Source organism: Sinosporangium siamense, from assembly GCF_016863435.1.
Taxonomy (GTDB): Bacteria; Actinomycetota; Actinomycetes; order Streptosporangiales; family Streptosporangiaceae; genus Sinosporangium; species Sinosporangium siamense.
Map to the genome: position 1 here is coordinate 1 of NZ_BOOW01000029.1, position 23174 is coordinate 23174.

25 protein-coding genes are annotated in these 23174 nt (G+C 68.5%); 11 read left to right on the forward strand and 14 right to left on the reverse strand.

Translation table 11 applies throughout. The features are described from left to right. Positions 1-422: 422 nt before the first annotated feature. Positions 423-1097 (reverse strand): SDR family NAD(P)-dependent oxidoreductase, encoded by a 675-nt coding sequence (locus tag Ssi02_RS22100; protein ID WP_204028604.1) that lies wholly within the window; start codon positions 1095-1097, stop codon positions 423-425. A gap of 205 nt (positions 1098-1302) precedes the next feature. Here Ssi02_RS22100 and Ssi02_RS22105 point away from each other — a divergent pair, with 205 nt between their 5' ends. The 3 genes from Ssi02_RS22105 to Ssi02_RS22115 all read left to right on the forward strand — a co-directional run bounded on the left by Ssi02_RS22105 (position 1303) and on the right by Ssi02_RS22115 (position 2641). After that, positions 1303-1704 carry a winged helix-turn-helix transcriptional regulator gene (locus Ssi02_RS22105; protein ID WP_204028605.1) on the forward strand — a complete coding sequence of 134 codons (402 nt, stop codon included), beginning with the start codon at positions 1303-1305 and terminating at the stop codon, positions 1702-1704. A 283-nt stretch (positions 1705-1987) separates the two neighbouring features. Then, complete coding sequence (locus Ssi02_RS22110) at positions 1988-2320, forward strand: STAS domain-containing protein (protein ID WP_204028607.1); 333 nt, start codon at positions 1988-1990, stop codon at positions 2318-2320. 66 nt (positions 2321-2386) lie between these two features. Next, positions 2387-2641 carry a hypothetical protein gene (locus tag Ssi02_RS22115; protein ID WP_204028609.1) on the forward strand — a complete coding sequence of 85 codons (255 nt, stop codon included), beginning with the start codon at positions 2387-2389 and terminating at the stop codon, positions 2639-2641. A gap of 164 nt (positions 2642-2805) precedes the next feature. Here the strand turns inward: Ssi02_RS22115 and Ssi02_RS22120 are convergent, their stop codons facing one another. The 3 genes from Ssi02_RS22120 to Ssi02_RS22130 all read right to left on the reverse strand — a co-directional run bounded on the left by Ssi02_RS22120 (position 2806) and on the right by Ssi02_RS22130 (position 5396). Next, entirely contained in the window at positions 2806-3777 is a 972-nt protein-coding gene (locus Ssi02_RS22120) for a phosphotriesterase family protein (RefSeq protein WP_204028611.1), read from the reverse strand. 297 nt (positions 3778-4074) lie between these two features. Next, positions 4075-5046, reverse strand: coding sequence for an alpha/beta hydrolase (locus tag Ssi02_RS22125; RefSeq protein WP_204028617.1), 972 nt, complete (start codon positions 5044-5046; stop codon positions 4075-4077). A 32-nt stretch (positions 5047-5078) separates the two neighbouring features. Beyond that, positions 5079-5396: a putative quinol monooxygenase gene (locus Ssi02_RS22130; RefSeq protein ID WP_204028623.1), complete on the reverse strand. Its 318-nt coding sequence runs from the start codon at positions 5394-5396 to the stop codon at positions 5079-5081. A 183-nt stretch (positions 5397-5579) separates the two neighbouring features. On the opposite strand from Ssi02_RS22130, the gene Ssi02_RS22135 reads away from it, so the two are divergent. Further along, entirely contained in the window at positions 5580-6488 is a 909-nt protein-coding gene (locus tag Ssi02_RS22135) for an AraC family transcriptional regulator (RefSeq protein ID WP_204028625.1), read from the forward strand. 15 nt (positions 6489-6503) lie between these two features. Here Ssi02_RS22135 and proS read toward each other — a convergent pair whose 3' ends face one another. The 4 genes from proS to Ssi02_RS22155 all read right to left on the reverse strand — a co-directional run bounded on the left by proS (position 6504) and on the right by Ssi02_RS22155 (position 9245). Continuing rightward, positions 6504-7946, reverse strand: coding sequence for a proline--tRNA ligase (proS, locus tag Ssi02_RS22140; RefSeq protein WP_204028627.1), 1443 nt, complete (start codon positions 7944-7946; stop codon positions 6504-6506). Between the two features lie 112 nt (positions 7947-8058). Continuing rightward, entirely contained in the window at positions 8059-8367 is a 309-nt protein-coding gene (locus Ssi02_RS22145) for an ArsR/SmtB family transcription factor (protein WP_239129345.1), read from the reverse strand. Further along, a complete protein-coding gene (locus Ssi02_RS22150; protein WP_204028629.1) occupies positions 8364-8618 on the reverse strand; it encodes an SRPBCC family protein in 255 nt (84 codons plus the stop codon). Before Ssi02_RS22150 ends, Ssi02_RS22145 begins: the two co-directional genes overlap by 4 nt. A gap of 21 nt (positions 8619-8639) precedes the next feature. After that, positions 8640-9245 (reverse strand): TetR/AcrR family transcriptional regulator, encoded by a 606-nt coding sequence (locus tag Ssi02_RS22155; RefSeq protein ID WP_204028631.1) that lies wholly within the window; start codon positions 9243-9245, stop codon positions 8640-8642. 73 nt (positions 9246-9318) lie between these two features. Here Ssi02_RS22155 and Ssi02_RS22160 point away from each other — a divergent pair, with 73 nt between their 5' ends. After that, complete coding sequence (locus tag Ssi02_RS22160) at positions 9319-10296, forward strand: SDR family NAD(P)-dependent oxidoreductase (RefSeq protein ID WP_204028635.1); 978 nt, start codon at positions 9319-9321, stop codon at positions 10294-10296. A 4-nt stretch (positions 10297-10300) separates the two neighbouring features. Here the strand turns inward: Ssi02_RS22160 and Ssi02_RS22165 are convergent, their stop codons facing one another. The 4 genes from Ssi02_RS22165 to Ssi02_RS22180 all read right to left on the reverse strand — a co-directional run bounded on the left by Ssi02_RS22165 (position 10301) and on the right by Ssi02_RS22180 (position 14539). Next, complete coding sequence (locus tag Ssi02_RS22165) at positions 10301-11113, reverse strand: SAM-dependent methyltransferase (RefSeq protein WP_204028636.1); 813 nt, start codon at positions 11111-11113, stop codon at positions 10301-10303. Positions 11114-11478: 365 nt separating this feature from the next. After that, positions 11479-12138 (reverse strand): response regulator, encoded by a 660-nt coding sequence (locus Ssi02_RS22170; RefSeq protein ID WP_204028637.1) that lies wholly within the window; start codon positions 12136-12138, stop codon positions 11479-11481. Then, on the reverse strand, positions 12135-13100 hold the full coding sequence (locus Ssi02_RS22175) for a sensor histidine kinase (RefSeq protein ID WP_204028638.1): 966 nt from the start codon (positions 13098-13100) through the stop codon (positions 12135-12137). The genes Ssi02_RS22170 and Ssi02_RS22175 overlap by 4 nt, the downstream gene beginning before the upstream one ends. After that, positions 13097-14539, reverse strand: coding sequence for a serine hydrolase domain-containing protein (locus tag Ssi02_RS22180; protein ID WP_239129348.1), 1443 nt, complete (start codon positions 14537-14539; stop codon positions 13097-13099). The genes Ssi02_RS22175 and Ssi02_RS22180 overlap by 4 nt, the downstream gene beginning before the upstream one ends. Before the next feature lie 319 nt (positions 14540-14858). On the opposite strand from Ssi02_RS22180, the gene cas3 reads away from it, so the two are divergent. From cas3 to cas6e, 6 genes are read left to right on the forward strand one after another with little or no spacing between them, the layout of a single operon-like run. Further along, complete coding sequence (cas3, locus tag Ssi02_RS22185; RefSeq protein WP_204028642.1) at positions 14859-17192, forward strand: CRISPR-associated helicase Cas3'; 2334 nt, start codon at positions 14859-14861, stop codon at positions 17190-17192. Beyond that, positions 17189-18826 (forward strand): type I-E CRISPR-associated protein Cse1/CasA, encoded by a 1638-nt coding sequence (gene casA / locus Ssi02_RS22190; RefSeq protein ID WP_204028653.1) that lies wholly within the window; start codon positions 17189-17191, stop codon positions 18824-18826. The genes cas3 and casA overlap by 4 nt, the downstream gene beginning before the upstream one ends. Then, positions 18819-19412: a type I-E CRISPR-associated protein Cse2/CasB gene (casB, locus tag Ssi02_RS22195; RefSeq protein WP_204028655.1), complete on the forward strand. Its 594-nt coding sequence runs from the start codon at positions 18819-18821 to the stop codon at positions 19410-19412. Before casA ends, casB begins: the two co-directional genes overlap by 8 nt. Further along, the gene (gene cas7e, locus Ssi02_RS22200; RefSeq protein ID WP_204028664.1) at positions 19409-20539 is read left to right on the forward strand and encodes a type I-E CRISPR-associated protein Cas7/Cse4/CasC; all 1131 of its coding nucleotides are present in this window, start codon (positions 19409-19411) and stop codon (positions 20537-20539) included. Before casB ends, cas7e begins: the two co-directional genes overlap by 4 nt. After that, positions 20536-21267 (forward strand): type I-E CRISPR-associated protein Cas5/CasD, encoded by a 732-nt coding sequence (gene cas5e, locus Ssi02_RS22205; RefSeq protein ID WP_204028666.1) that lies wholly within the window; start codon positions 20536-20538, stop codon positions 21265-21267. The genes cas7e and cas5e overlap by 4 nt, the downstream gene beginning before the upstream one ends. Continuing rightward, entirely contained in the window at positions 21258-21926 is a 669-nt protein-coding gene (gene cas6e, locus Ssi02_RS22210) for a type I-E CRISPR-associated protein Cas6/Cse3/CasE (protein WP_204028668.1), read from the forward strand. Before cas5e ends, cas6e begins: the two co-directional genes overlap by 10 nt. Before the next feature lie 72 nt (positions 21927-21998). Here cas6e and Ssi02_RS22215 read toward each other — a convergent pair whose 3' ends face one another. After that, positions 21999-22496 carry a hypothetical protein gene (locus Ssi02_RS22215; RefSeq protein WP_204028669.1) on the reverse strand — a complete coding sequence of 166 codons (498 nt, stop codon included), beginning with the start codon at positions 22494-22496 and terminating at the stop codon, positions 21999-22001. Positions 22497-22628: 132 nt separating this feature from the next. Beyond that, the gene (locus Ssi02_RS22220; protein WP_204028675.1) at positions 22629-23090 is read right to left on the reverse strand and encodes a MarR family winged helix-turn-helix transcriptional regulator; all 462 of its coding nucleotides are present in this window, start codon (positions 23088-23090) and stop codon (positions 22629-22631) included. Positions 23091-23174 lie beyond the last annotated feature (84 nt).

Sequence of the window (23174 nt, forward strand, 5' to 3'; positions counted from 1 at the left end):
CGGCGGACCACGGCTTGGCCGGGTCCGCCGTCGGCGTTTGTGAGGACTCTAAGGCCGCCTCGTGACTCCATGCGAGCGTGTCGCCGCCGTGATTGGCGCTCGGATCAGGCTGTACGACGGCTTGCCTGGTCGCGGCGTTCAGAGAGAATTGGAACGGAACCGGCTCGTGACCGTTCGCTACCTGGGGTGCTTCCTGGCCGACCCGCTCAAGGTGCCGAACGAGATTCTGGACATCGTCGCCGCCCGGCTGGGGATCGAGGATTCGTCCTGAGTGAAGCGTTGCACCGAGCGGGACAAGACACGGCTGGAACACACCTGGGAGATCGCCAAGGCATTCGGGCTGAAGGACTGTCGCACCTCACGTCCGCCGCGGCGGACGGGGATTGAGCGGATCAGGATTTAATGGGGAAAGCTGGGAGCCGTCAGACGGTGAAGACGCGCTCGGCTTCGTCGCGTTGGGTGTGCAGGTCCCAGTAGAGAGGGGCGATCTCCTCGGCCTCCGCGGTCGGGGTTCCGGGAGGGCCGCCCGCGCCGATCCACACGCCGATGGCGACGTGCGCGGCCTGGATGCCGGTGCCGGCCAGCTCCTTGTGCAGGTTGAGCACCCAGTTGCGCAGCGCTGCCTGGGCGGGGTTTACGTTGCCGAGCATCGGGTGGGGGTCGACCGAGCCGCCTCCGTTGGTGTAGAGCAGGGTGCCCGCGCCGGCCTCACGCATCGCGGGGAGGACGGCCTGGGTGGCGGTGATGGCGCTGTAGAGCAGCAACTCGATCAGCCCCTGCACATCGGACGGGTTGGTCTCGGACGGGGAGGCGAGGGCCAAGGAGCCGATGCTGGGGGCCGGGGAGTGCTCGAGGACATCGATGCCGCCAAAGAGATTGGCGGCGTCCTTGAGGGCCTGGGTCAGCGCGTCGTGGTCGAGCACGTCCGCCGGGAACGCGGCGCTGGTGATGCCCTCTGCGGTGAGCCGGCCGACGAGGTCGTCGAGCTTGGCTCGGTTGCGGGCGATGAGAGCGACATTGTAGCCCCGGGAGCCGAAGGTGCGGGCGATGGCGAGGCCCATGCCGGGGCCGGCGCCGACGATGGCGAGAGTAGGCATGATCAGTTCACTTTCCATTGCGTATGGGGTCAGGAGGTTGCGGAGGGGACGGCTTCGATCCGCCGGGTCGAGGCCTCGGCCTGACCGCTGACCTTCATAGCGTTCCCCGCCAATTCCTACTATTTGTGCGTAACGTCAAGATAGGACAGTATGGAGAGGCTTACAAAAGGCACATCGCTGTGCGTAACAGAGGGGAATGTGCGTCATGGAGCACGCAAGGGCATCGGCGGCCGCCGCGAGCCGGGGTGCGTGCGCGGCGGTCCCGGCCGACCAGATGGCCTTCGTCCGCCAGATCCTGGACCGGGTCGGCGACAAGTGGAGCATGCTGATCATCGCGATCCTGGAGGACGGCGCCTTGCGCTACACCGACCTGCAGCGCGATGTCTCCGGCATCTCCCAGCGCATGCTCAGTCACACCCTGCGCCAGCTTCAGCAGGACGGGCTGATCACCCGCACGGCCTACGCGGAGGTCCCGCCGCGCGTGGAGTACACCCTCACCCCCCTCAGCCGCAGCCTGCTCGACATCGTCAAACAGCTGATCGGCTGGGCCTCCGACCACCACGACGAGATCCGCGCCCACCGCGACCGCGCCGCAGCCGGGTCCTGACAGCCGCGGGTGGCCGCTGTTACTGCCGGGCGCCAAATGTACGCCCGCTGAACCCTGTGATTGTGGCGTGATATGGCCTCGATCAGGCCGGTCGATCATCAGGATTAACGCGGCGGAAGTGATTTCGGTCCGTCGGATATCAAAGTATGCATCCCCTTTGACCTGCACGAACACCGTTTTCTGTTCCCTTAATCACCCCATCCACACAGAATGGGGTCTTATCCAGAAACGAGGCGTCCTCGCACGAGTGTCTCGGGATCATCGTGGGACATGAGGTGCCATAGTGAGCGCGTTATCCGTCCAGGCCGTCTACTACAACAGATTCTGCCTGCTGGTGCTGAGTGGCGAACTGGACGTCCTCTCGGCGCCGCAGGTTAGGCGCGCCTTGACCGAGGTGCTGTCCCGTCGCAATCGCATCGTGGTGGACGCGGCGCGCCTGACCTTCTGCGACTGCACCGGCATCCGGGTGCTGGCCGGGGGACACCGGCGTGCCGTAGCCGCCGGCGGCGGGTTGTCGCTGGCCTTCGCCCACGGCCTGCTCCAGCGGTTGCTGGAGATCGACCGCTGCATCGGCGCGGGCCCCGGCGGGGAGTTGGTGACCACGTTGCGCTGGTAGCAGCGGCCCTTGAGGCGCGGCGACCAGTTTAGACTATCGAACACCCGTACGACTAGAGTGCGTGTTATGTCCGGTTCGGAGTTGCCGCCGCTGCCGCCGATGGTCGTCTACCGGCATCGGCCCGCCTGGTTGCGCGGCTGGTGGCGGACCGATCTCGGCGTGTGGCTCGCCGACATCTACTGGGCCGAGTCCCGGACCACCGGCGTGCCGACGAGCCGCTACCACATCGTGGAACGGCGGGTGCCCGCCGAGGAGATCGGCCCGATCGACGGCCAGGACTACACCCGCGTCCCACGCCGCCACACCGACACGGCAAGGTAAGACCCCGTGCTCAGGTCACCTCTCCCGGCACGAAGTCGCGGAACCTGCGAACTGCTGGCGCCCCTGCCAGGTGCGGAACTTCGGCCGGACGCCCACCGACGTCCGCAACGCCCTGCGTCCGAGGAGCGACGGGGCGGCCGAAACCGGCCGCCCGTAGGTCATTCCTAAGCCGGGGTGAAGTATCGGCGTGGGTTGTCCACCATCATCGTGGTCAGTTGAGCCCGGGTGACCCCGGCGTCGAGCAACGCCGGAAGCACCTGCTCATGCAGGTGGGTGTAATGCCAGTTCGGCGCGATCTGCTCGCGCACGCCGGGTGGGAACCAGTCGATGTGGCAGGAGGCATCGTGTGACAGGACCATCCGGTCGGCCAGTCCTTGCCCCGCGAGAGCCGCGACGGTCGCCACCCGCTGATCGGTCGGCAGCAGGACGTCCAGACCGAAGCGGTCCATGCCGAGGTAGGAGCCGTTGTCGACGAGGCGGCGCAGATAGTCCAGGTCGGCGGTGTCGCCGCTGTGCCCGATGACCACCGCGCCGAGGTCCACGCCCTCACTGTGCAGGATGTCCTGCGCGATCAGGCCGGTGCGGGCGGGCGCACTGGTGTGAACGACGATCGGCGCCCCCGTGCCGAGGTGCGCCTGCGCGACCGCCCTCATCACGCGCTCCACGCCGGGCGTGAGAGTGTCCTCTATTGCGCATTTGAGGAAGGCGGCCCTGATGCCGGTGCCCGCGATCCCCTCGGTGAGCTCGCGGACGAACAACTCGGTCATGCGCTCGACACCGCCAAGCAGGGTGCCCGGCCCGTGATAGCGGAAGAAGTGCGGCAAGTCTCCCAGTGTGTACAGGCCGGTCGCGACCACGATGTTGAGCTCCACCCGCCGGTTCACCGCGGCGACGCGGCGCACGTCCCGGCCGAGGCCGATGACGGTGGGATCGACGATCGTGGTCACGCCGGTCGCCGCCAGAGCCGTCAGCCGCACGACGGCGTCGTCGACCCGCTGCTGCTCGTCCCAGGTGTCCGGCATGCTCTGCCGTAACTCCTCGCTTAAGACGAAGACGTGCTCGTGCATGAGTACGGTGCCCAACTTGCCCACGTCCACCGAACCGCGGACGGTGGGAACCTGCGGGGTCGAGGTCATGAAGTCTCCAAGAGGTTGACCGGCTTCAGGCCTCCGCGGCGAGCACGGCGTCGCTCACGGTGCTCCTTCACTGCGCCTCATGCGTGAACGGCGGGCGCGGAACGCCGCGGCCCGCCATCCACTTTCGGGCACACCCCCGGCCCCCGTCTTTCACACGAGCGCACAACCCTTGCGCTCCGGCGAAGGGCCGTCCCTCGGGATTGGACGTCTGCGGTCGCCCGCGCGGGTCCGGTCTCTCGTCATGGGTGGTCGGCCTGGCTCTGCCGTACCTCCTGGAATGTACGGCGTGAGCCGTGATCAGGGGGCGGTTGGCGTGTGGGCCTTAAGGGTGCGGGCGAGCCATTGGGTGCGGGTTTGGCGGGCGGCGGCTGAAATGTCGGCGTGGGGGAACAGGATGTCGAAGCCGTGGAAGCCGCCCGCCCAGATGTGGAGTTCGGCCTGGCCGCCCGCGGCCCAAATGCGGGTGGCGTAGTCGGTGACCTCGTCGCGGAAGACCTCGGCGGAGCCGGCGTCGATAAAGGTCGTGGGCAGGCCGGACAGGTCGTCGGCTCTGGCCGGTGAGATGTGGCCCGGGACCTGGTCGTCGGCGAGGTCGCCGAGGACGGCGTGCCAGCCGAAGGCGTTGTTCTCGCGGGTCCACACGTTGGGGTCGCCGGAGTATTGGCGGCTGGAGACGGTGACGTTGCGGTGGTCCAGCATGGGGCAAATCAAGATCTGGGCCGCGATCGCGGGGGCGCCGCGGTCACGCGCCAGGAGGGCGACACCCGCGGTGAGGCCGCCCCCGGCGCTGGTGCCGGCGACGACGATGCGGGCGGGGTCGATGCCGAGTTCGTCGGCGTGGTCGGCGACCCACAGCAGGCCCCAATAGCAGTCCTCGACGAGGGTGGTGCCGCCGGCCTCGGGAGCGAGCCGGTAGTCGACGGTGACCACGACGGCGCCGAGTTCGTCGAGCCATTCCAGGGGGATGTCGATCTGCGAGAACCGGTCACCGGCGACCATTCCGCCGCCGTGCATCCAGTAGACGCACGGGGCTCCGGGGCGGACGTCGGCCGGGGTGAGGACCGTCAGCGGGATCTGGAATCCGTCGGCGGCGGAGACGGTGACTTCTCGCCGGTCGACCGCACGGCCGTCCAGCAGGGTCTCGATCGGTGTAGTGGGAAATTCGCGCAACAGCTTAAGGGTTTCGGCGGTGAGCTGCGGGAAGGGCGGCATGCCGGCGATGAGCGTGTTCAGTTCGGGGTCGAAAGCGGGGCGTGCGAGGGACGACATGAGGTTTCCTTTCAAGCGGAGGGAGAGGGAGGTCAGAACGCGGCTTTGCCGCCGGCCGGGACGTAGTCGGTGTAAGGGGATTCCTCAGCGACCAGCTCCTGGACCTGGGCGATGAGGCTCTGGGCTTCTTGCCCGGCGAAGATCCGGTGGTGATCCTCCTCGGTGGTCCAGCCCTCGGTGACGTGGACGACGTCGGGGTCCGCGGCCGATCGGCAGACGAGGTAGACCACGCAGTGCTCACTCGCCGCCGGCTTGCCTTCGTCCAGGCCGCTCAGCAGCAGGCCGGTCAGCTTCTCGCCCATGCCGGGCTTGGCCTTGAGGGTGGCGTTGAATCCGTAGCCGACGGTCATGATCGTGCTCCTTCTCCGGACGGTGATGCCGGATCCTCCCGGCCAGATGATTCCGGCCGACGTTTTCGCTGGTCTCATTTCACCGCTCTGTCATGGGGCAACGGTAGAAAGAAGCTCTCGGCTTCTTGCACGATCCTCCTTACCTGTGGAGCAAGGCGGTGGCCGCTGTGGTGAAATCAAGGCATGGGATTCGATGAGCTCCGCACCCTGCTGTCCCGGCACGTCCGGCCCGACGAGACCTCCGCCATCGATGGCTTACACATCGCGAAGGTGGAGCAGCCGGGCCCGCCGTCTCCCACGATGTCCGGCACGGTGCTGACGGTCCTCGCCCAGGGCGCCAAACGTCTCGCGGTGGGCGACCGGGTGCATGAATATCGGCCCGGCGCCTATCTGGTGACCTCCGTCGACCTGCCCGTCACCGGCTACTTCGTCGACGTCAGCCCGGAGCACCCTGCGGTGGGTTTGGCGATAGTGCTGGAACCATCGCTGATCGCCGACCTTCTCCTGCACGCCGGCCCCGGCGATCTTCCCCGTCTCCGGGCGACGGCACTACCGGGGATCGCCGTCGCCGCCATGACGCCCGAGTTGCTCGACGCCCTTATCCGCCTGGTGCGCCTGCTGGACCGGCCCCGTGACCAGGCGGTCCTGGCGCCGCTGATCAAACGTGAGATCTTCTGGTGGTTGATCACGGGCGAGCAGGGCGGCGCCGTACGGCAACTGGGCCTCGCCGACAGCAACCTCAGCCACATCACACGGGCCGTTCGCTGGATCCGCGACCACTACGCCGAACCGTTCCGCGTCGAGGACGTGGCCAGACTGTCCGGCATGAGCCCGTCGGCGTTCTATCGCCACTTCCAGACCGTCACCGCGCTCAGCCCCATCCAGTTCCAGAAACAGATCCGGCTCCAGCAGGCCCGTCTTCTGCTCGTCACCCACGCTCGCGACATCACCGCCGTCGCCCACCACGTCGGCTATGACAGCCCCTCGCAGTTCAGCCGGGAATATCGCCGCCAATACGGCGTCCCACCGAGCCACGACGCCGCCCGGCTCCACAACCCCGCCCCCGGCGGACTTAAGGAGGCGTACGGATGAACCACCGAGCCGCGCTCAGTAAGCGCGGCCGAAGAGGACCCGCCTGCCGTAGGCGGAGTCCGCATCGCAGTGGACGCAGGATCCCGTCTCGGGCTCGCCGTCGAGCGGAATGCAGCGAGGTGTCGCGGCGGTCTTGGCCTTGATCTCGTTCTCACAGGCCGGGTTGCCGCAGTGCAGTGCCGACGCCCACCCCGACGTGACCTGCTCCGCAAAAGCGTCCCAGGAGTCGGCCCGGCTCGTGTGCGAGTCGCGGAAGTCCGTGGCCCGCTGGAGGAGGAACGCCTGGAAGTCGTCCAGGACACCGGGCATGAGGTCGCACACCGACGTCAGGGAGACCGGCTGCTTGCCCTCGTCACCGAGGCGCTTGACCATGACCACGGTGCCGGACTCCAAGTCGCGGGGGCCGAGTTCAAGCCGGACCGGCACGCCGCGAAGCTCCCAGTCGTTGAAACGGAAGCCGGGGGAGAGCTGGGCCCGATCGTCGACGTGGGCGCGCACACCGGCGGCCTTGAGGCGTCCGGCGAGGTCACGCGCGGCGGCCAGGGTGTTCTCGCCCTGCTCGCCACGGCCGATGGGCACGATCACCACCTGGTGAGGCGCGAGCCTGGGCGGCAGCACCAGGCCCTTGTCGTCGCCGTGGGTCATGATGACGCCGCCGATCATGCGGGTGGACATGCCCCAGGACGTGGTGTGACACAGCTCAAGGCGGCCCGCCTCGGAGGTGTATTGGATCTCGAAGGCCTTGGCGAAGTTGGTGCCCATGTAGTGGGAGGTCCCGGCCTGGAGGGCCTTGCCATCGCGCATCATGCCCTCGATGGTGAACGTGCGGACGGCACCGGCGAAGCGCTCACCGGGGGTCTTCTCACCCGGCACCACCGGGATGGCCGCGATGTCCCGCGCCACCTGGGTGTAGAGGTCGAGTGCGAGCAAGGTCTCGCGCATCGCGTCCGCCTCGTCGGCGTGCGCGGTGTGGCCCTCCTGCCACAGGAACTCCGTGGTGCGCAGGAACATCCTCGGCCGCAGCTCCCAGCGCACCACGTTGGCCCACTGGTTGAGCAGCAGCGGCAGATCGCGATGGGAGGAGACCCACTTGGCCATCATCTCGCCGATGATGGTTTCCGAGGTGGGCCGCACCACGAGCGGTTCGTCGAGCTCCTTGCCACCCGCGTGTGTGACGACGGCGAGCTCGGGGGAGAAGCCCTCGACATGCTCGGCTTCCCGGCGGAGATAGCTTTCCGGGATCAGCAGCGGGAAGTAGGCGTTCTCGTGGCCGGTGTCCTTGATGCGCCGGTCGAGCTCCGCCTGGAGCATCTCCCACAGGCGATAGCCGTAAGGCCGGATGACCATGGTGCCCTTCGCCGGGCCACGGTCCACCAGCTGCGCCTTGACGACCAGCTCGTTGTACCAGGCCGAGAAGTCCTCGCTCTGAGGGGTAACACCGCGTTCGTCACGTGCCATGCAGGGAGAATAGCGTGGATCACGTGCGGGTACGGCAGTCGGGAGCGGCCCCGCCGGCCCCGGCCCACGCGTGCTGTACGGCACCGCCGGCCGGGCGCGAGCCGTACTCCGTCTAATCCGGCATCGTGTCGAGATGGCGCTCCAGTGCCGCGAACCGGTCGCTCCACAGATGGCGGTACGGCGTGAGCCACGTGTCGATCTCCGCCAGAGGCTCGGGCCGGATCCGATACCACCGCCGCTGGGCGTCCCGGCGCACCTCGACCAGGCCGGCCTCGCGCAGGAGTTTGAGGTGTTTGGAGACCGTCGGCTGGGTCAGGCCGAGGAGCCCGACGAGGTCGCCCGCCACGCGTTCGCCGTCCCGGAGCAGGTCGAGGATCTCGCGCCGCCGGGGCTCGGCCAGGATCTCGAACGCGGTTTTCACGCGGCGGACCCGAAGGCGTGTTCGTAGGCCGCCTGCAACCCCTCCCACGGCGCGCTCTCCGCCTTCCGGCCGTCGAGCAGGGCCGCGAGAAGGTCCAGGCCGGCGTGCCAGCCGACGGCCAGGGGAGTGGCGGAGTCGCGGCCGTCGAAGATGTTGGTGAACGTGAGGCGGCAGGCGTCCTCACCGTCGGCTTCAAGCTCGAAGCGGAGGATAGACGGATCGGCATATAAGCGGTCAAGGCCACACCCCATCGGGGAGGCCCGCCGTACGGCTTAGCCTGTCACCCGGCCCTTGACCAGGGTGAGTGCGCGGCTCATGGCAAGGCGCACGTCCTCGGGCGGGTCGCCGCGGTGCAGGGCCGCGACGGCAGCGGCGCTCACCGCGCCGACCATCGCGCCGACGAGGGCGGCCGCGGTCACCGGGTCCAGCTCGCCGGGATATGCCTCATGCAGGGCGCGGGCCAGCTCGGTCTGTGCGGTGACATAGCGCTGGAGCAGCCGCGTCTGCAGCGCCGGCGCCGAGCCGGCCAGGCGGACCCGGAGGGCGGCCAGGCCGCTGCTCAGGTCGCGGTCCCAGCTGTCGGCGATCATGTGCTCCATGGCCCGGGCGAGGACGTCGGCGTGGCCCTCCCCGGCGCCGCGCTCGGCGACCACCTGCAGTGCCAGGTCGACCCGCACGTCGGCGTTGGCGAAGAGCACGTCCTCCTTCGCCTGGAAGTGGAGGAAGAACGTGCGGGTGGACACGTCCGCCGCCTCGGCGATCTCGGCGACCGTGACCTGGTCGAAGCCCTTCCGCTCGAAGAGGCGGACCGCCGCCTCGACCAGCGTCTGCCGCGTGCGCAGCTTCTTGCGCTCTCGCAATCCCAGGCTTTCCGTCATGGCGCCATCCTATTGCATTCCCTGCATGACTTCATGCAATGTATTAATGCATCAAGTGCACCAAAGGAGAGTCATGGGAAGCCTGGACGGACGTGTCATCCTCATCACCGGCGCGGGACGCGGCATCGGCCGCGAGGAGGCGCTGCTCTTCGCCGCCGAGGGAGCCAAGATCGTCGTCAACGACCCCGGTGTGGACATCGACGGCAGCGGCGGCGACGGCGGAGTCGCCGCCACCGTGGTCGAGGAGATCCGCGACCACGGCGGCGAGGCCGTGGCCAACACCGACAGCGTCGCCGACTGGCGCGGCGCCGAGCGCATGGTCGGCGCGGCCCTGGAGGCGTTCGGCGACCTGCACGTCGTCGTCAACAACGCCACCATCGAACGCAACCGCGGCATCGCCGACCTGTCCGAGGAGGACTTCGACGACGTCGTCGCGGTGAAGCTGAAAGGCACGTTCGCGGTCACCCACTGGGCGGCTCGATACTGGCGCGAGCAATACCACGCCGGTGTCCGCGCCGACCGGGCCGTCGTCAACACTTCGTCCGGCTCCGGCCTGCTCAACCCGCTGCCCTTGCAGACCAACTATGCCTCGGGCAACGCCGGCGTCGCCGCGATGACCGTCGTCGCCGCTCTCGAACTCGGGCGCTACGGCGTCAGGGTCAACTGCATCTCCCCGTCCATGGCCCGCACCCGGCTCACCCTTGAGGTGCCCGGCATGGACCGGAAACCCGAGGCGGGGGAGTTCGACCCGCTGCACCCCGCCACCAGCGCCCCCATCGCCGCCTACCTGGCCACCGAGGCCTGCGCGCTCACCGGCCAGGTGCTGTCCGTCCGCGGTGGCACGGTCGCCGTCAACCACGGCTGGTCGCGCGGCGCACACGTTCAGCGCGAGGGCGGCTGGACGGTCGCCGAACTCGCCGACGAGGTGGGCAAACTTCCGATGGTCGACCCCTTCGACCACCTCGCCGAAGTTCTCGGCAAGGCGCTCGGCGTCGGCGGGCGCGACCAACTCCAGGCAATGATCAACAACCTCCTCGACCAGGATCGCTGAGGCACTACAGGCGGCGTGCCACGCCGCCGAGGACCCGGACCTGGGCTCGGTGTGGCAACTCGCCGGAGTCCGGCCGCCATTGGGAGATCTCGACGAGTCCCGGTTCCTCCAGATCGCCGAAGGTCTGAGCCAGGGCGAGGATCTCCTCATCCGTGCGCGCATGCACGGGGGTGGACGAACGCGCATAGATCGCGGCGGCCCCGGAGCGTTCCTCGGGTGTGCTCATGGAGCTGGAGCCGTGGGAGACGACCAGCGCGCTGCCCGGCACTACGGCGTCGCGCACGGCTGCCAGGATGCCCGCCGGATCGTCGGCGTTTGAAATGAAATGGAGCACCGCGACCGTGATCACGGCGATCGGCCGGGAGAAGTCCAGGTGGTCGCGGACCTCGGGCGCGTGCAAGATCCGCCGGGGATCACGGATGTCGGCCTCCAGCACCGCCACTCCGGGGTCCCCGGCGAGCAAAGCCCGGGCGTGCACGGCGGCCACCGGGTCGATGTCGACGTAGACGACCCGCGACTCCGGCCGGGCCCGCTGGGCGATCTGGTGCACGTTCTCCACCGTGGGAAGGCCCGAGCCCAGGTCGAGGAACTGCGTGACGCCGCACGCCGTCAGGTGGCGGATCGCCCGGCCGAGGAAGTAGCGGTTGTGGCGGGCGACCTCGTTGATGAAGGGGAGCACTCTCAGGAGTTGTTCACCGGCGTCCCGGTCGGCCGGATAGTGGTCTTTGCCGCCCAGGAGCCAGTCGTAGATGCGGGCGGCGTTCGGTATATGAGCGTTGATCTGTGAGGGGGCAGTTCTCTGATCTTCAGCGGTCATCTGCGGCCTCGGGTAGAAAGGGGAAAATACGGAAGTGCAGCACTGTGCCAAGGGCTGGGCGTTCTCTTTCACCGGCACGGATATCCGCCCTGCCGGAGTTCCGCGGTCGGTGGATCGGGGACCTGCCGGCCATGGCCGGCCCACAACGCACCGATCGCGAACGTGCCACCGACAGCGGCCCTGCCCTCCCCTGATGATCTCGCAATTTCAGGCTAAAACGCACAGCTCGTCCAGTGCTAGGCCCTCGACGATAGGTATTCGCAGAGATACGAGGTCCGACCGCTTTCCAGGCAGTACGGCATGGGCCCACCTGATCTCGACCCCTCCGCCTACGGCCGTACTGGCCGGCGCCGCGCTCCTCCGGCTCAGCCCTCCGACCGCACCAGCCCCGCCTCGTAGGCGAGGATCGCCGCCTGCACCCGGTTGCCCACCCCAAGGCGCAGCAGGATCGCGCTCACATGCGCCTTCACCGTGCCCTCCGACAGGAACAACTCGCGTGCGATGTCCTGGTTCGTCAGCCCACGGCCGACAAGAGCGAGCACCTCGTGTTCGCGCGGGGTCAGCACCGTGATCCGTTCACGGGCCGCCGACACGCGGGACAGGTGGCCGCCGGTGAGCCGGGTGATGACCTTCCTGGCGATCCTCGGCGACAGGTAGGCCGCACCGCCCGCCACGGCCCGCAAACCGAAGATCAGCTCACGTGGGTCGGCGGCCTTCAGCAGGAACCCGCCCGCCCCCGCTTCCAGGGCCTTCGCCACATAGTCATCCTCATCGAACGTGGTCAGCATCACCACCGCCGCCTCCGGCACCGCGGCGCGCAACTCGGCGGCGGCCGACAGACCGTCGAGGCGCGGCATGCGGATGTCGAGCAGCGCGATGTCGGGCCGGTGGGCGCGTACGAGTTCGACCGCCTCACGCCCGTCGGCGGCCTCGGCGATCACCTCGATGCCGGGGTCGGCCGCGAGGACCGCCTTGATCCCGGCGCGGATCATGGCCTCGTCGTCGGCCAGCACCACACGGATCATGCCTCACCCCTCGGCAGCCGCGCCGTCACCGTGAAGCCGCCACGTCCGGCTCCGGCGTGGAATATGCCGCCGAGCAGCCGCACCCGTTCTCGCAACCCGCTCAGCCCGCTCCCGTCAGGGGAGGCGGCGCCGCCCGGCCCGAGGGGGTTGCTCACCGTGACCGCCACGGTGTCGCCATCCTGCTCCATCCGCACCTCCACCGCCGCCCCCGGCGCGTGGCGCGCCGCGTTGGTCAGCGCCTCCTGCACCACGCGGTGCACCGCCCGCTCCACCAGCGTCCCCAGCGGGCGGGACTCACCCACCCGCTGGAAGCCGATCGCCATCCCGGCATCGCGCGCCCGCTCCACCAGCGCCTCGACCGTCTCGTTCGCGGGCTCGACCGGAGCCGATCCACCAGGTCGCAACACGGTGAGAGTACGGCGGAGCCGGTCGGTCGCCGTGACCGCGGAGGCCCGCAGATCGGCCGCCGCCTCGCGGTTGCGCTCGTTCATGTCGGCCGCGAGCTCCAGGGCCCCGGCGCGCAGCGCGATCAAGGCTAGCTCGTGGCCGAGCGAGTCGTGCATGTCGGCGGCGATGCGGGCGCGTTCCTGGAGCCTGACCCGTTCGGCGAGAAGTTCCTGCTCGCGCTCCATCTGGTGCACACGCGCCCGGCCCACCTCCACCAGTTCGGCCTGCTGCCGGCGGAAGCGGCCCGCCAGCCACGGCAGCACCACGAACACACCGAGGGCCAGCAGAGCGCCGATCCCCTCCGCGAAGTCGAACACCGTGTAGAGCGCCCAGGGGGCGGCCACGACCGCGAAGAGCTGCCAGGTCCACCGCACGGGCAGGTGCCTGCCGTGCAGGTAGGCGGCGACGGCGAGCACCCCGAAAAGGAGCTGCCGCCACAGCGGGAGGGCTTCCATAGCCATCCCGTTGACCAGGGCACCCGCCGCGATCGCCACCAGGATCGCACCGTTTCTCACCCGTTCGACCTTACCGACCGCAGCCTGTGCAGCCGACTCGCGATCGCCGCCGCCCCTGCGGCGGCCATGATGACCACGGTGATCGTCAACGGCGCGGGGAAGTAGGTCATCTGCGCCCAGGTCACCGTGCGCCCGTTCATGAGGATCGAGATCAGGTCCGGCAAGGCGGCCAGGACGAGCACCGGCACCAGCGCCGGGGCCAAGCGCAGCACAATCCGCCAAACAGGCCTTCTGCCGTACCTCTCCGCCCAGCGGCGCGACCGCAGCACCGCCATCGTGCCGAGCCCCGCCGCCACCAGCGCGATCAGCCCCAGGACCAGCTCGAACTGCTGCCTGCCGCCGCCCGGCACGTCGGGCGAGTCGCCTCGCGTCAGCGCGACGAGGCCTTCGAGCACCGCATAGGTGTCGTCCTGGAGCCCGGCACCGTTGGTCATGACGGCGAAGCCGTACCCGGTGCCGGGGGAGATCCCCTGAACGGCGGAATAGGTGAACAGGTTGCCGCTGTGCACGAGGAGAGGCGCGCCGTCGATGGTCTCCTCGCTCCAGCCCATGGCGTAGTCATGCACGGGGGAGGGCGTGTGCATGGTGCGCAGCCCCTCTTTCGACACGATCCGCGCGGTGCCGGCGCCGTTCTGGCTGATCAGCCACTTGCCCATGTCGGCCGCCGTGGTGACGACACCGCCGCTGCCGCCGTGGTTGAGGAACCCCGGCTGTTCGGCCCGCGACACCCAGGTGCCGAACAGCGAGATGAACCCGTCGGCCGGCTTGACCTCACGATCCCCGAGGCCGCTGCCCGCCATGCCGAGCGGGCCGAACACACGCTGCCGCAGGTAGCCGTGGAAGCTCATGCCGCTCGCGACCTCGACCAGGCGCGCGGCGAGATCGAAGTTGACGTTGCAGTATTCGTAGCGGGTGCCGGGCTCGCCGGTGAGCGCTCCGGTGGCGAGCGTCGCCACATATTTCTTGAGGGAACCCGTCGCCTGTCCGGCACGAATGTCGATGGTGGTGTCCGACAGGCCCGAGGTCTGGTTGAGCAGATGCCGCACGGTGATCCGCCCGGCCCGCCCATCCGCCATGCGGAACCCCGGCAGCTGCTCCGCCACCGGCCTGTCCAACACGATCTTCCCGGCCTCGACCAGCGTCATCACGGCGGCCGCGGTAAACGATTTGGTGAGGGAGGCCACCCGCATGGGCGTACGTTCGTTTATGGGCGCCCCAGTGGAGTCCCGCCCATATCCGGCGGCGTGCACCACCTTGTCCCCCTGGGTAACAACAACCGACAACCCGGGCAACCCTGTGGACTCCCGAGCCTTGTTGAGATAGGCGGCAAAATCCGCCGCCGAGGGGGCACGACCCGGTACGGCATGCGCAGCCGGCGCCGCGACGGCCATCGTGACCAGGCCAACCACCGTGGCCAGGGAGAGGAACCTGTATTTCATGAGTCGAACCTAGAAACCAGACCATCCCCCACGAATCCGACGACCGACCACGATCATCCCCGACGAAAGTCAGGGGTACCTCCGCACTGACTTCTTGTGCCATAAGCCCGGCGTAGCGAAAAGCTGACTTTTATGGTTAACGCAGCTTGCTGGGCGATAAGGTCCTGCTCTGCGAAGTGGGGAGTCCGTTAGGGTAAGCCGAGCCTAAAACGCACATCCCTGTAGTGTCGTGGGATGCGAGGTATCGGATGCGAGTAAATGCTGTAGCCCACTATGCGGAGTTTGCCCCATTCGTCCGACTTTTGTGGCGGATTTTCCGATGAGCCCAAAACCTCCATTATTGGCGGCCTGGGGGAAAGCGCAGGGGGATCGTGTTCATCCCCTTGTCGGGCATATCCTCGATACGGCCGCCGTGGCCGACTTATTGGTCGGCAGTCTCATAGGGCCGCGCAGCCGGGAGGAGTTGCGGGCGGCTTTCGGGCCGCTCGGCGCCGCTGACGCGTGGATCGCCACACTCTGCGGCTTACATGACCTCGGGAAGTGTTGTCCCGCATTCCAAGGGCTCAAGGTTGACTTGGCGACGGCCCGGTTCGGCGAGCCCGCGGCGGCGGATATACATCTGGTGCAGCGGCGAAGGGAGCCGGGGCGCCGCTACGACACCCCGCACGGCCTGGTGACCGCCATGCACATGAAGGACATGCTGCTCCAGTGGGGCGCGATCTCCGATACGGCCGACCTTATCGCCTCGGCCATCGGCGGACACCACGGCCACTTTCCCGATGGGACCGAACTCCGGCAGGCGCGGCGCGAGGTCAACAACCACGGCGGTCAGGCATGGAAGGCGAGGCGTGACGACCTCGTCGGTGAGGTCGTCACGTTGCGTGGGTTGCCGCAACCCGACGAGGCGCGCTGGCGGGACGTACGCATGAGCGAAGCCGCCGCCACGATGCTCGCGGCCTTGACCACGGTGAGCGACTGGATCGCCTCCGACCTCCGGTATTTTCCCTATGCCGACACCGAGGATCTGGTCTCCTATGCGGGAACGGTGCATAAGCTAGCCGCCGACGCGGTGGAGCAGCTGAAGCTTCACCCATGGACGCCGCGCACAAGGTTCGGCGAATTGTTCCCGGGCACGACGGCACGCCCTGTGCAGATCCTGGTTGAACACCTGACCGCCGACCGCGCTGAACCGACATTGCTCCTCGTAGAGGCCCCCACCGGTGAAGGTAAATCCAAGGCGGCGTTGCAAGCCGCGGCGGCACTGGTCCGCAATCTCGGTCTGATGGGCACCTACGTCGCTATGCCGACGAAGGCCACCAGCAATCAGATGTCGGAGGAACTCCGGGCCGTCGCCGACGGCGTCACCGTACGGTCGATCTACTCGGGCGCGGGGGAAAGCATCACTCCCACAGACGTCGGCTGCGACGAGGCCCGGGATTCCGACACCCAGGCTCAGGAGTGGTTCACCCGGAAGAAGAACCTCCTGACACCCGTCGGCGCCGGCACGATCGACCAGGCGCTCAAAGGGGCGATCCGCTCAGGACACGTGTTCGTACGCCTGGCCGCGCTGACCAACAAGGTCGTCGTGATCGACGAGGTCCACGCCTACGACACCTATATGTCGACGCTGCTCGACCGGCTCCTCGTCTGGCTCGGCCGTCTCGGCACATCGGTGGTGATGCTGTCGGCCACCCTGCCCTCCAAGCGGCGGCAGGAGTTGGTGGCCGCCTGGCAGTCCGGCCTCCTGCGATGCCTGCCGCGCGACGTGCCCCGGATGGAGCCCGCCACCGATTACCCCCGGGTGACCCTCGCAGGGACAGGTAAGCCGGTGGTCGAGCCCGCCGAGGTGTGCGAAATCAACGACACCCGCGTGCTCCGGCTGACAAGGGTCCAGGACGATGAGATAGCCGACTGGGCGCTAGAGCAGGTGGCCGACGGCGGCGGTGCCGTGGTCATGCACAACCTGGTCCGGCGGGTCGTCGATACCCACGCGGCCCTTGAGGCGAGGATCGCCGACCTCCCCGAGGGGGAGCGACCGCAATTGTTCGTGATCCACGGCCGATTGCCGGACGATGAGCGCCGTGAGGTCGAATCCGCCCTCAAGAAGGCCTACGGACGAGACGGCGACCGACGCAAGGCCATCGTGGTCAGCAGCCAAGTCCTCGAACAGGGGCTGGACCTCGACTTCGACGCCCTGCTGACCGACCTCGCACCCGTGGACTGGCTCATCCAGCGCGCCGGACGCCTCCACCGCCACAGCAGAGCGGCACATCGCGGCGAACCCACCCTGGCGATCGCGGGAATCACGGACACCGGCGAAGGCCCGGTGTTCCCGCCCTACCTCCACACCGTCTACGCACCAATGACGATGCTGCGCACATGGGCGCTGCTCCGCGACAGGACAGTCCTGGACCTGTCGGGCGGCGAGGTGTCCCGGCTGGTCGACACGGTGTACGGCAGAGCGGAGGCGATCCCCTGCCCCACCGGCTGGGAGAGGAGATGGCAGGACGCGGCCGAGAAGCTGACACGCCAGCAGGAAGCCGCCGAACGGGACGCCCGCGTGATGTACCTGCCGCACCCCAACGCGGTCGACCATCTCGCCGAACTGACCAAGCACAGCAAGAACGCGGGCCAGACGAGGGGGAGACGATGACGCACCGCGGTCGGCACGACCTCCCTCAGGAGGAGGCGTCGTTTGATCTCCTCTCCCGCCCTTGGATCCCGGCAGTCGACCTGGAAGGCACCGAAACACTCCTGGGGCTCGAAGACGTGCTCGCCCAGGCACACGAGATCCGGCGTATCGTCACCGAAGCGCCCACGATGACCGCGGCGCTTCACCGGCTCCTGATCGCCCTCCTCCACCGTGCCCTCGACGGTCCGGCAGGCGAGGACGAGTGGGCCAGGCTCTGGGCGGCGGAGCGGTTGCCTGTCGAAGAGCTGCGCGACTACTTCCACGAGCACCGCCACAGGTTCGACCTCTTCCACCCGGCGCTGCCGTTCATGCAATGTGCCGCCCTCGCCACCCTGGTGCCGGCCACCGCTGCCAAGCTCGTGCCGTACCGCGCGGTCGGCAACAACGTGACGCTCTTCGACCACACCACGGCGGCCGACCGCGTGAGACTCTCCCCGGCGGAGGCGGCCAGGTGGCTGGTCACTCTCCAGGCCTTCGATCCGGGCGGCATGAAGACGCCCTATGAGAAGGACAAGTCCTCCGAGCGTGCCCCCTGCAACATGTTCGGGGTCGTGCTCGTGGAGGGCGGCACGCTCAAGGAGACACTCCTCCTCAATCTCCTCGTCTACCGCCCCGACTACGAGAAGCCCCGCATGACGACGCCTGGTGACAGACCGGTGTGGGAGGAGCTGGGCAGTCCGTCGCCGAGGCCGGAGAGGCGCATCTCGCGAGGGTGGACCGACCTGCTGACCTGGCCGTCGAGACGCGTGCTGCTGTCACCCGCGGAGTACGGCGGAGCCACCGTGGTCGACGGCGTGGTCGTCACGCCCGGCACCCGGTGTGACGTGCATCTGCCCGACGAGGAGAAAATGGCGGCCTTCCGCCGCCCCCGCGACGCCAAGGGGCAATTCCAGCGGAACAAGTCACTCCTGCCTGTCGTGATGCATCCCCTTCGCGGCATCTGGCGGCACAGCGCCGAGCTTCTTCTCACCGATGTGCGGGACGAGGACAGAAACCGGCAGCGGCCCTCCACGCTCGACCAGATCGCCGGACTCGCCGAGCGTGGACACCTCCCGTCGCACGCCGTCTACACCTTGCGGGTCTTCGGGCAGCGTCTCGATTCCAAGGCGTCGGTGGTCGAGACCTGGATGGAGGCGTCGATCCCCGCCCCCGTGCCGCTTCTCCGCGCACGCGACGAGGCTCTCGGTGCGCTCATCGGCTGCGCGATCACCCTGGCCGACGACGCGGGGGCGGCACTGCGTTCGCTGGTGAGGGAGTATCGCGCCGAGTTCAGGAACACCACGATCCCCGACATCGACCCCGACTACTGGCCCCGGCTCGCCTCGCCGTTCGGTGACTTTCTCGTCGAGTTGGCCCGGGCTCGCACTGCCGGCATGTCCGAGGGGCCGGTCATGCGCAGATGGGCATATGTCGTGACCAGGCTCGCCACCTCGGCGGCGAACCGATGGGCCTCCGGCGCGCCGGTGGAGGGGCGGGCGATGCTGGCCCTCGGCAAGCAGTACGGCCAGTTCCATAAACGGCTCCACCTGTGTGAAGAGCGTTTCCACGCCCAGGTCGTCATCTACTCCGCCGAACCGGAGGCAGCACGTGTCTGATCCACACGTCGTCCGGCGTGACCGGTATGTCAACCATCTCCTGAGCCTGGGCCGTGCCCTGAGGTCGCCCGACCCGAGGCGGGCCGCGGCGGCGCGACAGGCGCTCGCGCGGCTGCGTCACAGTTTCACCGAGGGCCGCCGGCACCAGGCGTACGAGGTCGTGTTCCAGCAGGACACACCCCCGACCGCGGCTGAAACCGAGGTGTGGCTTCTCGTAGGTGGTCTTTTCGGGCTGCACCCGCTTCCTTGGGGTGACGGCCGTGGGCCTCGCTCGATAGGGGCGTCCATGGGCAGGCTGCACAAAAAGCAGGGCAGCCCGGCGGTGGCCAGGCGGCTGACGCAACTGCTCTCCAGGGACAAGCGCACCCTGCCCCACCACCTGCGCCAGACGGTCCGCCTCCTGTCCGCCCACGACGTCCCCGTGCACTACGGATGTCTCCTCGACGACCTCGTGGTTCTCCTCGGCGACGACCACCGCGGCGACGGGGCGAGCCGGGTGCGGCTCAAGTGGGCCCAGGAGTTCCACATGCCGGTCTCGGCGGCGACGAGCGAGCCCCCCACCACCCACCCGGAGGCAACCGAGTGATCATCGAGCTGCACCTGCTCCAGTCCTTTCCCGTCAGCAATCTCAACCGCGACGACGTCGGCCAGCCCAAGACGGCCACCTTCGGCGGATACACCCGGGGGCGCATCTCCAGCCAAAGCCTGAAACGTGCGGCACGTTTGCTCTTCACGCAATACGGGCTGGACGAGTCCGAGGTCGGTGTGCGCACCAAACGCCTGCTCGACAGCGTCGTGAGCGGGCTCGTCGCGGAGGGGCACGACGAGGACCCGGCGCGGACGGTGGTGACCGCCGCCCTGCAGCAGCTCGGGTTCGGGCTCGACGCCAACAAGCGGCTCACGCAGTACCTTCTGTTCATCGGGCGCGAGTCGATCGAGCGGCTGACGTGGTATTGCCACCACAACTGGGAAGCCCTGGAGAAGTTCGCCGCCGCCAAGACCACAGCCCAGCGAGACAAGATCAAACCGGACAAGGCCGCCCTGGCCGAGGTGCGCCGCATCCTTGACGCCGGGCGGGCCGCCGATGTGGCGCTGTTCGGGCGGATGATCGCCGACAACAAGGACCTCAACGTCGACGCCGCCTCCCAGGTGGCCCACGCGATCTCCACGCATGTCGTGGCCACCGAGTTCGACTTCTACACCGCCGTGGACGACCTCAAACCGGACGCGGAGTCCGGTGCCGACATGCTCGGCACGATCGACTTCAACTCCGCCTGTTATTACCGATACGCCAATGTCGATTTGGAGCAGCTAGCCAAGAACCTCCAAGGCGACGTCGACCTGGTCCGGCGTACGGCTCGCGCCTGGTTGTCGGCCTTCGTCCACGCGGTGCCCGGGGGCAAGCAGAACTCCATGGCGGCCCGCACCATGCCCGACACCCTGCTCGGTGTCGTGCGCGACGGGGGAGCGTGGAACCTCGCCAACGCCTTCCTCAAGCCGGTCACCGACGACGACCTCATGAAGGCGTCGACCTGGCGGCTCATGGAGCACTTCGACCGGTTGCACGAGTTCTATGGCGGCGAGCGGATCCGTACGGCTGTCGCCGCCTCCGTGTCCGGCGAGATGCCCGAGGCCGCCGGGGCCGAGGTGGTGACCAGCCTCGACGCGTTCACCTCGGCTGTGCTCGCGAGTGCGGGGGAGTACGGCACATGACGGGTGACGGCGTCGCGTCGCTGGCGCTCTGCTTCGACGGGCCGATGCAGTCGTGGGGCATCAGGTCGCGCGGGATCATCCGCGACACAATGACCGAGCCAACCAAGTCGGGCGTGGTGGGTCTGCTCGCGGCGGCCCTCGGGGTGGATCGCGAGGACGACGCCGGCTTGGCGGAACTGGCCCGGCTGCGCCTCGCCGTACGAGTCGACCGTGAGGGCACGATGGAGCGCGACTATCACGTGACGCAGAACGTGCCGACGACGCAGGGCACCGGGCACCGCAATGTGGTGAGTGAGCGTTATTACCTGGCCGACGCGTTGTTTCTGGTGGTCCTGGAAGGCGATGGCCGCCTGCTGGCCCGTGTGGCGGAGGCGGTGCGCCGGCCGAGGTGGCGGTTGTGCTTCGGGAGGAAGTCATATCTGCCGGCGCGTCCGCTGCTCGCTCCCGGAGCACAGGCGGAGGGCCGAAGCTCGGGTGAGGTGCTGGCCGATCATCCCTGGCTGGAGCCGTCGGCCCGGCTGAGGGGCAGGATGCGGGCGCGGGCGGAACGGCAGGGCCTGCGGACCGTCGTGGAGTGCCCGCCGGATCGGCTGGGCGCGGAGGTCCGGCACGATCAGCCGCTCAGTTTCTCAAGGGCCGGCAGGCGCTTCGTGTCCCGCATGGTGCTGACGGGTGAGGTGCCGCTGACCGACGGCATGATCACGGCGGAGGACGTGCTGTGTTTCTGACGAAGCTCACCGTCAATCGGCGTTCGCCCGCTTTCATCCGCGATGTCGCCGACGTGCACGAGATGCATCGGACGGTGATGTCCGCCTATCCGGAGCTTCACGACACGACGGTCTTCCGCGGCACACACGGTGTGCTCTGGCGGATCGACATCCTGCCCCAAGGCCAGATCGTGCAATATGTGCAGAGCCGCACCGCTCCCGACTGGGCTCGCCTCCCCGAGGGGCTGCTCCTCAAGCCCGCTGAGGTCCGCTCATTGCAGCCCGTTCTGGACGCCGTCCGGCCGGGGCGGAGGTTCTCCTTCCGGCTGGTGGCCAATCCGACCCGCTGCGTGAAGGTGGAGGGTGCGGAGGATCGGCGCAGACGTGTCCCGATCCGTCCCGCCGAGCTGGTCGCATGGCTGGCCGGCAAAGGGGAGCAGCACGGTTTCATCATCCCTGTCAGCCGTCAGGGCGGCCCGGACGTGACCACTTCCCCCGTCCCGCGCCTTGTGGGCAAACGGCGGGAGAAGCACCCGATCACCATCCATCCCGTGCGCTACGACGGCCATCTGGTGGTCGTCGATCCCGCGGCCTTCACCGAAGCGGTCGTCAGCGGCGTCGGCCGGGCGAAGCCGTACGGCTGCGGCCTGCTCAGCCTCGCCCCCGGGCTGACCCAATGACGCGCCTCTATGGGCCCGGGGTCAGCCGTCCTCGCCGTTGACGGGATAGGTCCGTTCCCGCTCCCTTCGGCGTCAGCGGAAGTGGTCGGCATGTCTGATGGCCCACTCGGCATATGTGCCCGGCGGGCTACCGGTGGCCAGGTGCACCCCTGGGAGGATCGGGGCGGTCGTGCCACTGGCGGCGGCCACAACGCCGATCATGGCATCCGCGATCACGGGTGGGTGGTCGGCGGTGAGGGCCGTACGGAGCTCCACCGGCGACAGTTCGGTGAAGGCGGGGATGAACGCGAGGCCGGCTCCGGCGGCGGTGAAGCCGAGCACCGCGATGGCCAGGAAGACCTGGCCGGCCTGGACGTCCCCACCGCCGTCGACATCTACGCCGCCCTGTGCAATATCGACGTCTACACCACCCTCCGCACCGAACGCCTCTGGTCGCCCGACCGGATCGAGCACTGGTGGGGTGAGGCGCTGGCCCGCGAACTGCTGAGCCGCCCGGCCGGCGCCCCATGAGCTCAGAGGCGCGGCAAGCGCGGCGGCCCGGTGGTCGCGGCGGTCAGCCGCGTCAGGCATCTGCGCTGACCTGACCCCCACAACGTCCTTGAACCTGCTGGGGCGCAAAGGCTGCTTCGCCGTACAGGCCCGCATGTGGACTGCCGCGCCGGCGCGCGGCAGGAGCGGACGGGGAGCCGTCGGTGTGGGCACTCAGCGTGTGGCGCCCAACGCCGTGAGGGCGGCGGCCAGGTGCGGGTCCGCCTGCTTCGCCTCCTCCAGGGCGCCTTTCAGCGTCTCCTCATAGGTGTGGCTCGCTTCGGCGTGTCGCGTCCGGCCGGTCTCGGTGATGACCGTGTAGACCCCCCGCTTGTCGTCCGGGCAAAGGTCCCGGACGGCGAAGTCCGCCGTGCTCAGTCGCGCCACCAGCCGGGTCACCGAACTCTGGTTGAGCCCGACCTTGTCGGCCAGCTCCTGCATGCGCAGTTCGGAGGTGGGGGAGGCGGCGAGATGGCCCAGCGCGCGGAACTCCGACAGGCCGATGCCGTGCCTTCGCTGCAGCGCGGCGGCGAGCTTGTTCTCCACGCGAGTGTGCAGGAGGAGGATGTGCTGCCAGGTCGCAGCGAGATCCGAGACGGGCGGCGCGTCAACCGGGCCGGGGCCTGCGGGAGTCATGAGACCTCCTCGTTCTTATCGCCTTCCCGATCTGTCCTGAGACCGGCTTGACAGAAGCATACATGTACATGCAAGCTTCTGTCT

Bases quoted from the DNA above. Each gene is read 5' to 3' on its own strand.
- Ssi02_RS22160 (WP_204028635.1), top strand. From the start codon at position 9,319: ATGGGAAGCCTGGACGGACGTGTCATCCTCATCACCGGCGCGGGACGC.
- casA (WP_204028653.1), top strand. From the start codon at position 17,189: ATGACGCACCGCGGTCGGCACGACCTCCCTCAGGAGGAGGCGTCGTTT.
- Ssi02_RS22125 (WP_204028617.1), bottom strand. From the start codon at position 5,046: ATGTCGTCCCTCGCACGCCCCGCTTTCGACCCCGAACTGAACACGCTC.
- Ssi02_RS22180 (WP_239129348.1), bottom strand. From the start codon at position 14,539: ATGAAATACAGGTTCCTCTCCCTGGCCACGGTGGTTGGCCTGGTCACG.
- Ssi02_RS22115 (WP_204028609.1), top strand. From the start codon at position 2,387: ATGTCCGGTTCGGAGTTGCCGCCGCTGCCGCCGATGGTCGTCTACCGG.
- Ssi02_RS22165 (WP_204028636.1), bottom strand. From the start codon at position 11,113: ATGACCGCTGAAGATCAGAGAACTGCCCCCTCACAGATCAACGCTCAT.
- cas5e (WP_204028666.1), top strand. From the start codon at position 20,536: ATGACGGGTGACGGCGTCGCGTCGCTGGCGCTCTGCTTCGACGGGCCG.
- Ssi02_RS22130 (WP_204028623.1), bottom strand. From the start codon at position 5,396: ATGACCGTCGGCTACGGATTCAACGCCACCCTCAAGGCCAAGCCCGGC.
- Ssi02_RS22170 (WP_204028637.1), bottom strand. From the start codon at position 12,138: ATGATCCGTGTGGTGCTGGCCGACGACGAGGCCATGATCCGCGCCGGG.
- Ssi02_RS22100 (WP_204028604.1), bottom strand. From the start codon at position 1,097: ATGCCTACTCTCGCCATCGTCGGCGCCGGCCCCGGCATGGGCCTCGCC.
- Ssi02_RS22150 (WP_204028629.1), bottom strand. From the start codon at position 8,618: ATGGGGTGTGGCCTTGACCGCTTATATGCCGATCCGTCTATCCTCCGC.
- cas3 (WP_204028642.1), top strand. From the start codon at position 14,859: ATGAGCCCAAAACCTCCATTATTGGCGGCCTGGGGGAAAGCGCAGGGG.
- Ssi02_RS22135 (WP_204028625.1), top strand. From the start codon at position 5,580: ATGGGATTCGATGAGCTCCGCACCCTGCTGTCCCGGCACGTCCGGCCC.
- Ssi02_RS22220 (WP_204028675.1), bottom strand. From the start codon at position 23,090: ATGACTCCCGCAGGCCCCGGCCCGGTTGACGCGCCGCCCGTCTCGGAT.
- Ssi02_RS22155 (WP_204028631.1), bottom strand. From the start codon at position 9,245: ATGACGGAAAGCCTGGGATTGCGAGAGCGCAAGAAGCTGCGCACGCGG.
- Ssi02_RS22120 (WP_204028611.1), bottom strand. From the start codon at position 3,777: ATGACCTCGACCCCGCAGGTTCCCACCGTCCGCGGTTCGGTGGACGTG.
- Ssi02_RS22105 (WP_204028605.1), top strand. From the start codon at position 1,303: ATGGAGCACGCAAGGGCATCGGCGGCCGCCGCGAGCCGGGGTGCGTGC.
- Ssi02_RS22215 (WP_204028669.1), bottom strand. From the start codon at position 22,496: ATGCCTGACGCGGCTGACCGCCGCGACCACCGGGCCGCCGCGCTTGCC.
- proS (WP_204028627.1), bottom strand. From the start codon at position 7,946: ATGGCACGTGACGAACGCGGTGTTACCCCTCAGAGCGAGGACTTCTCG.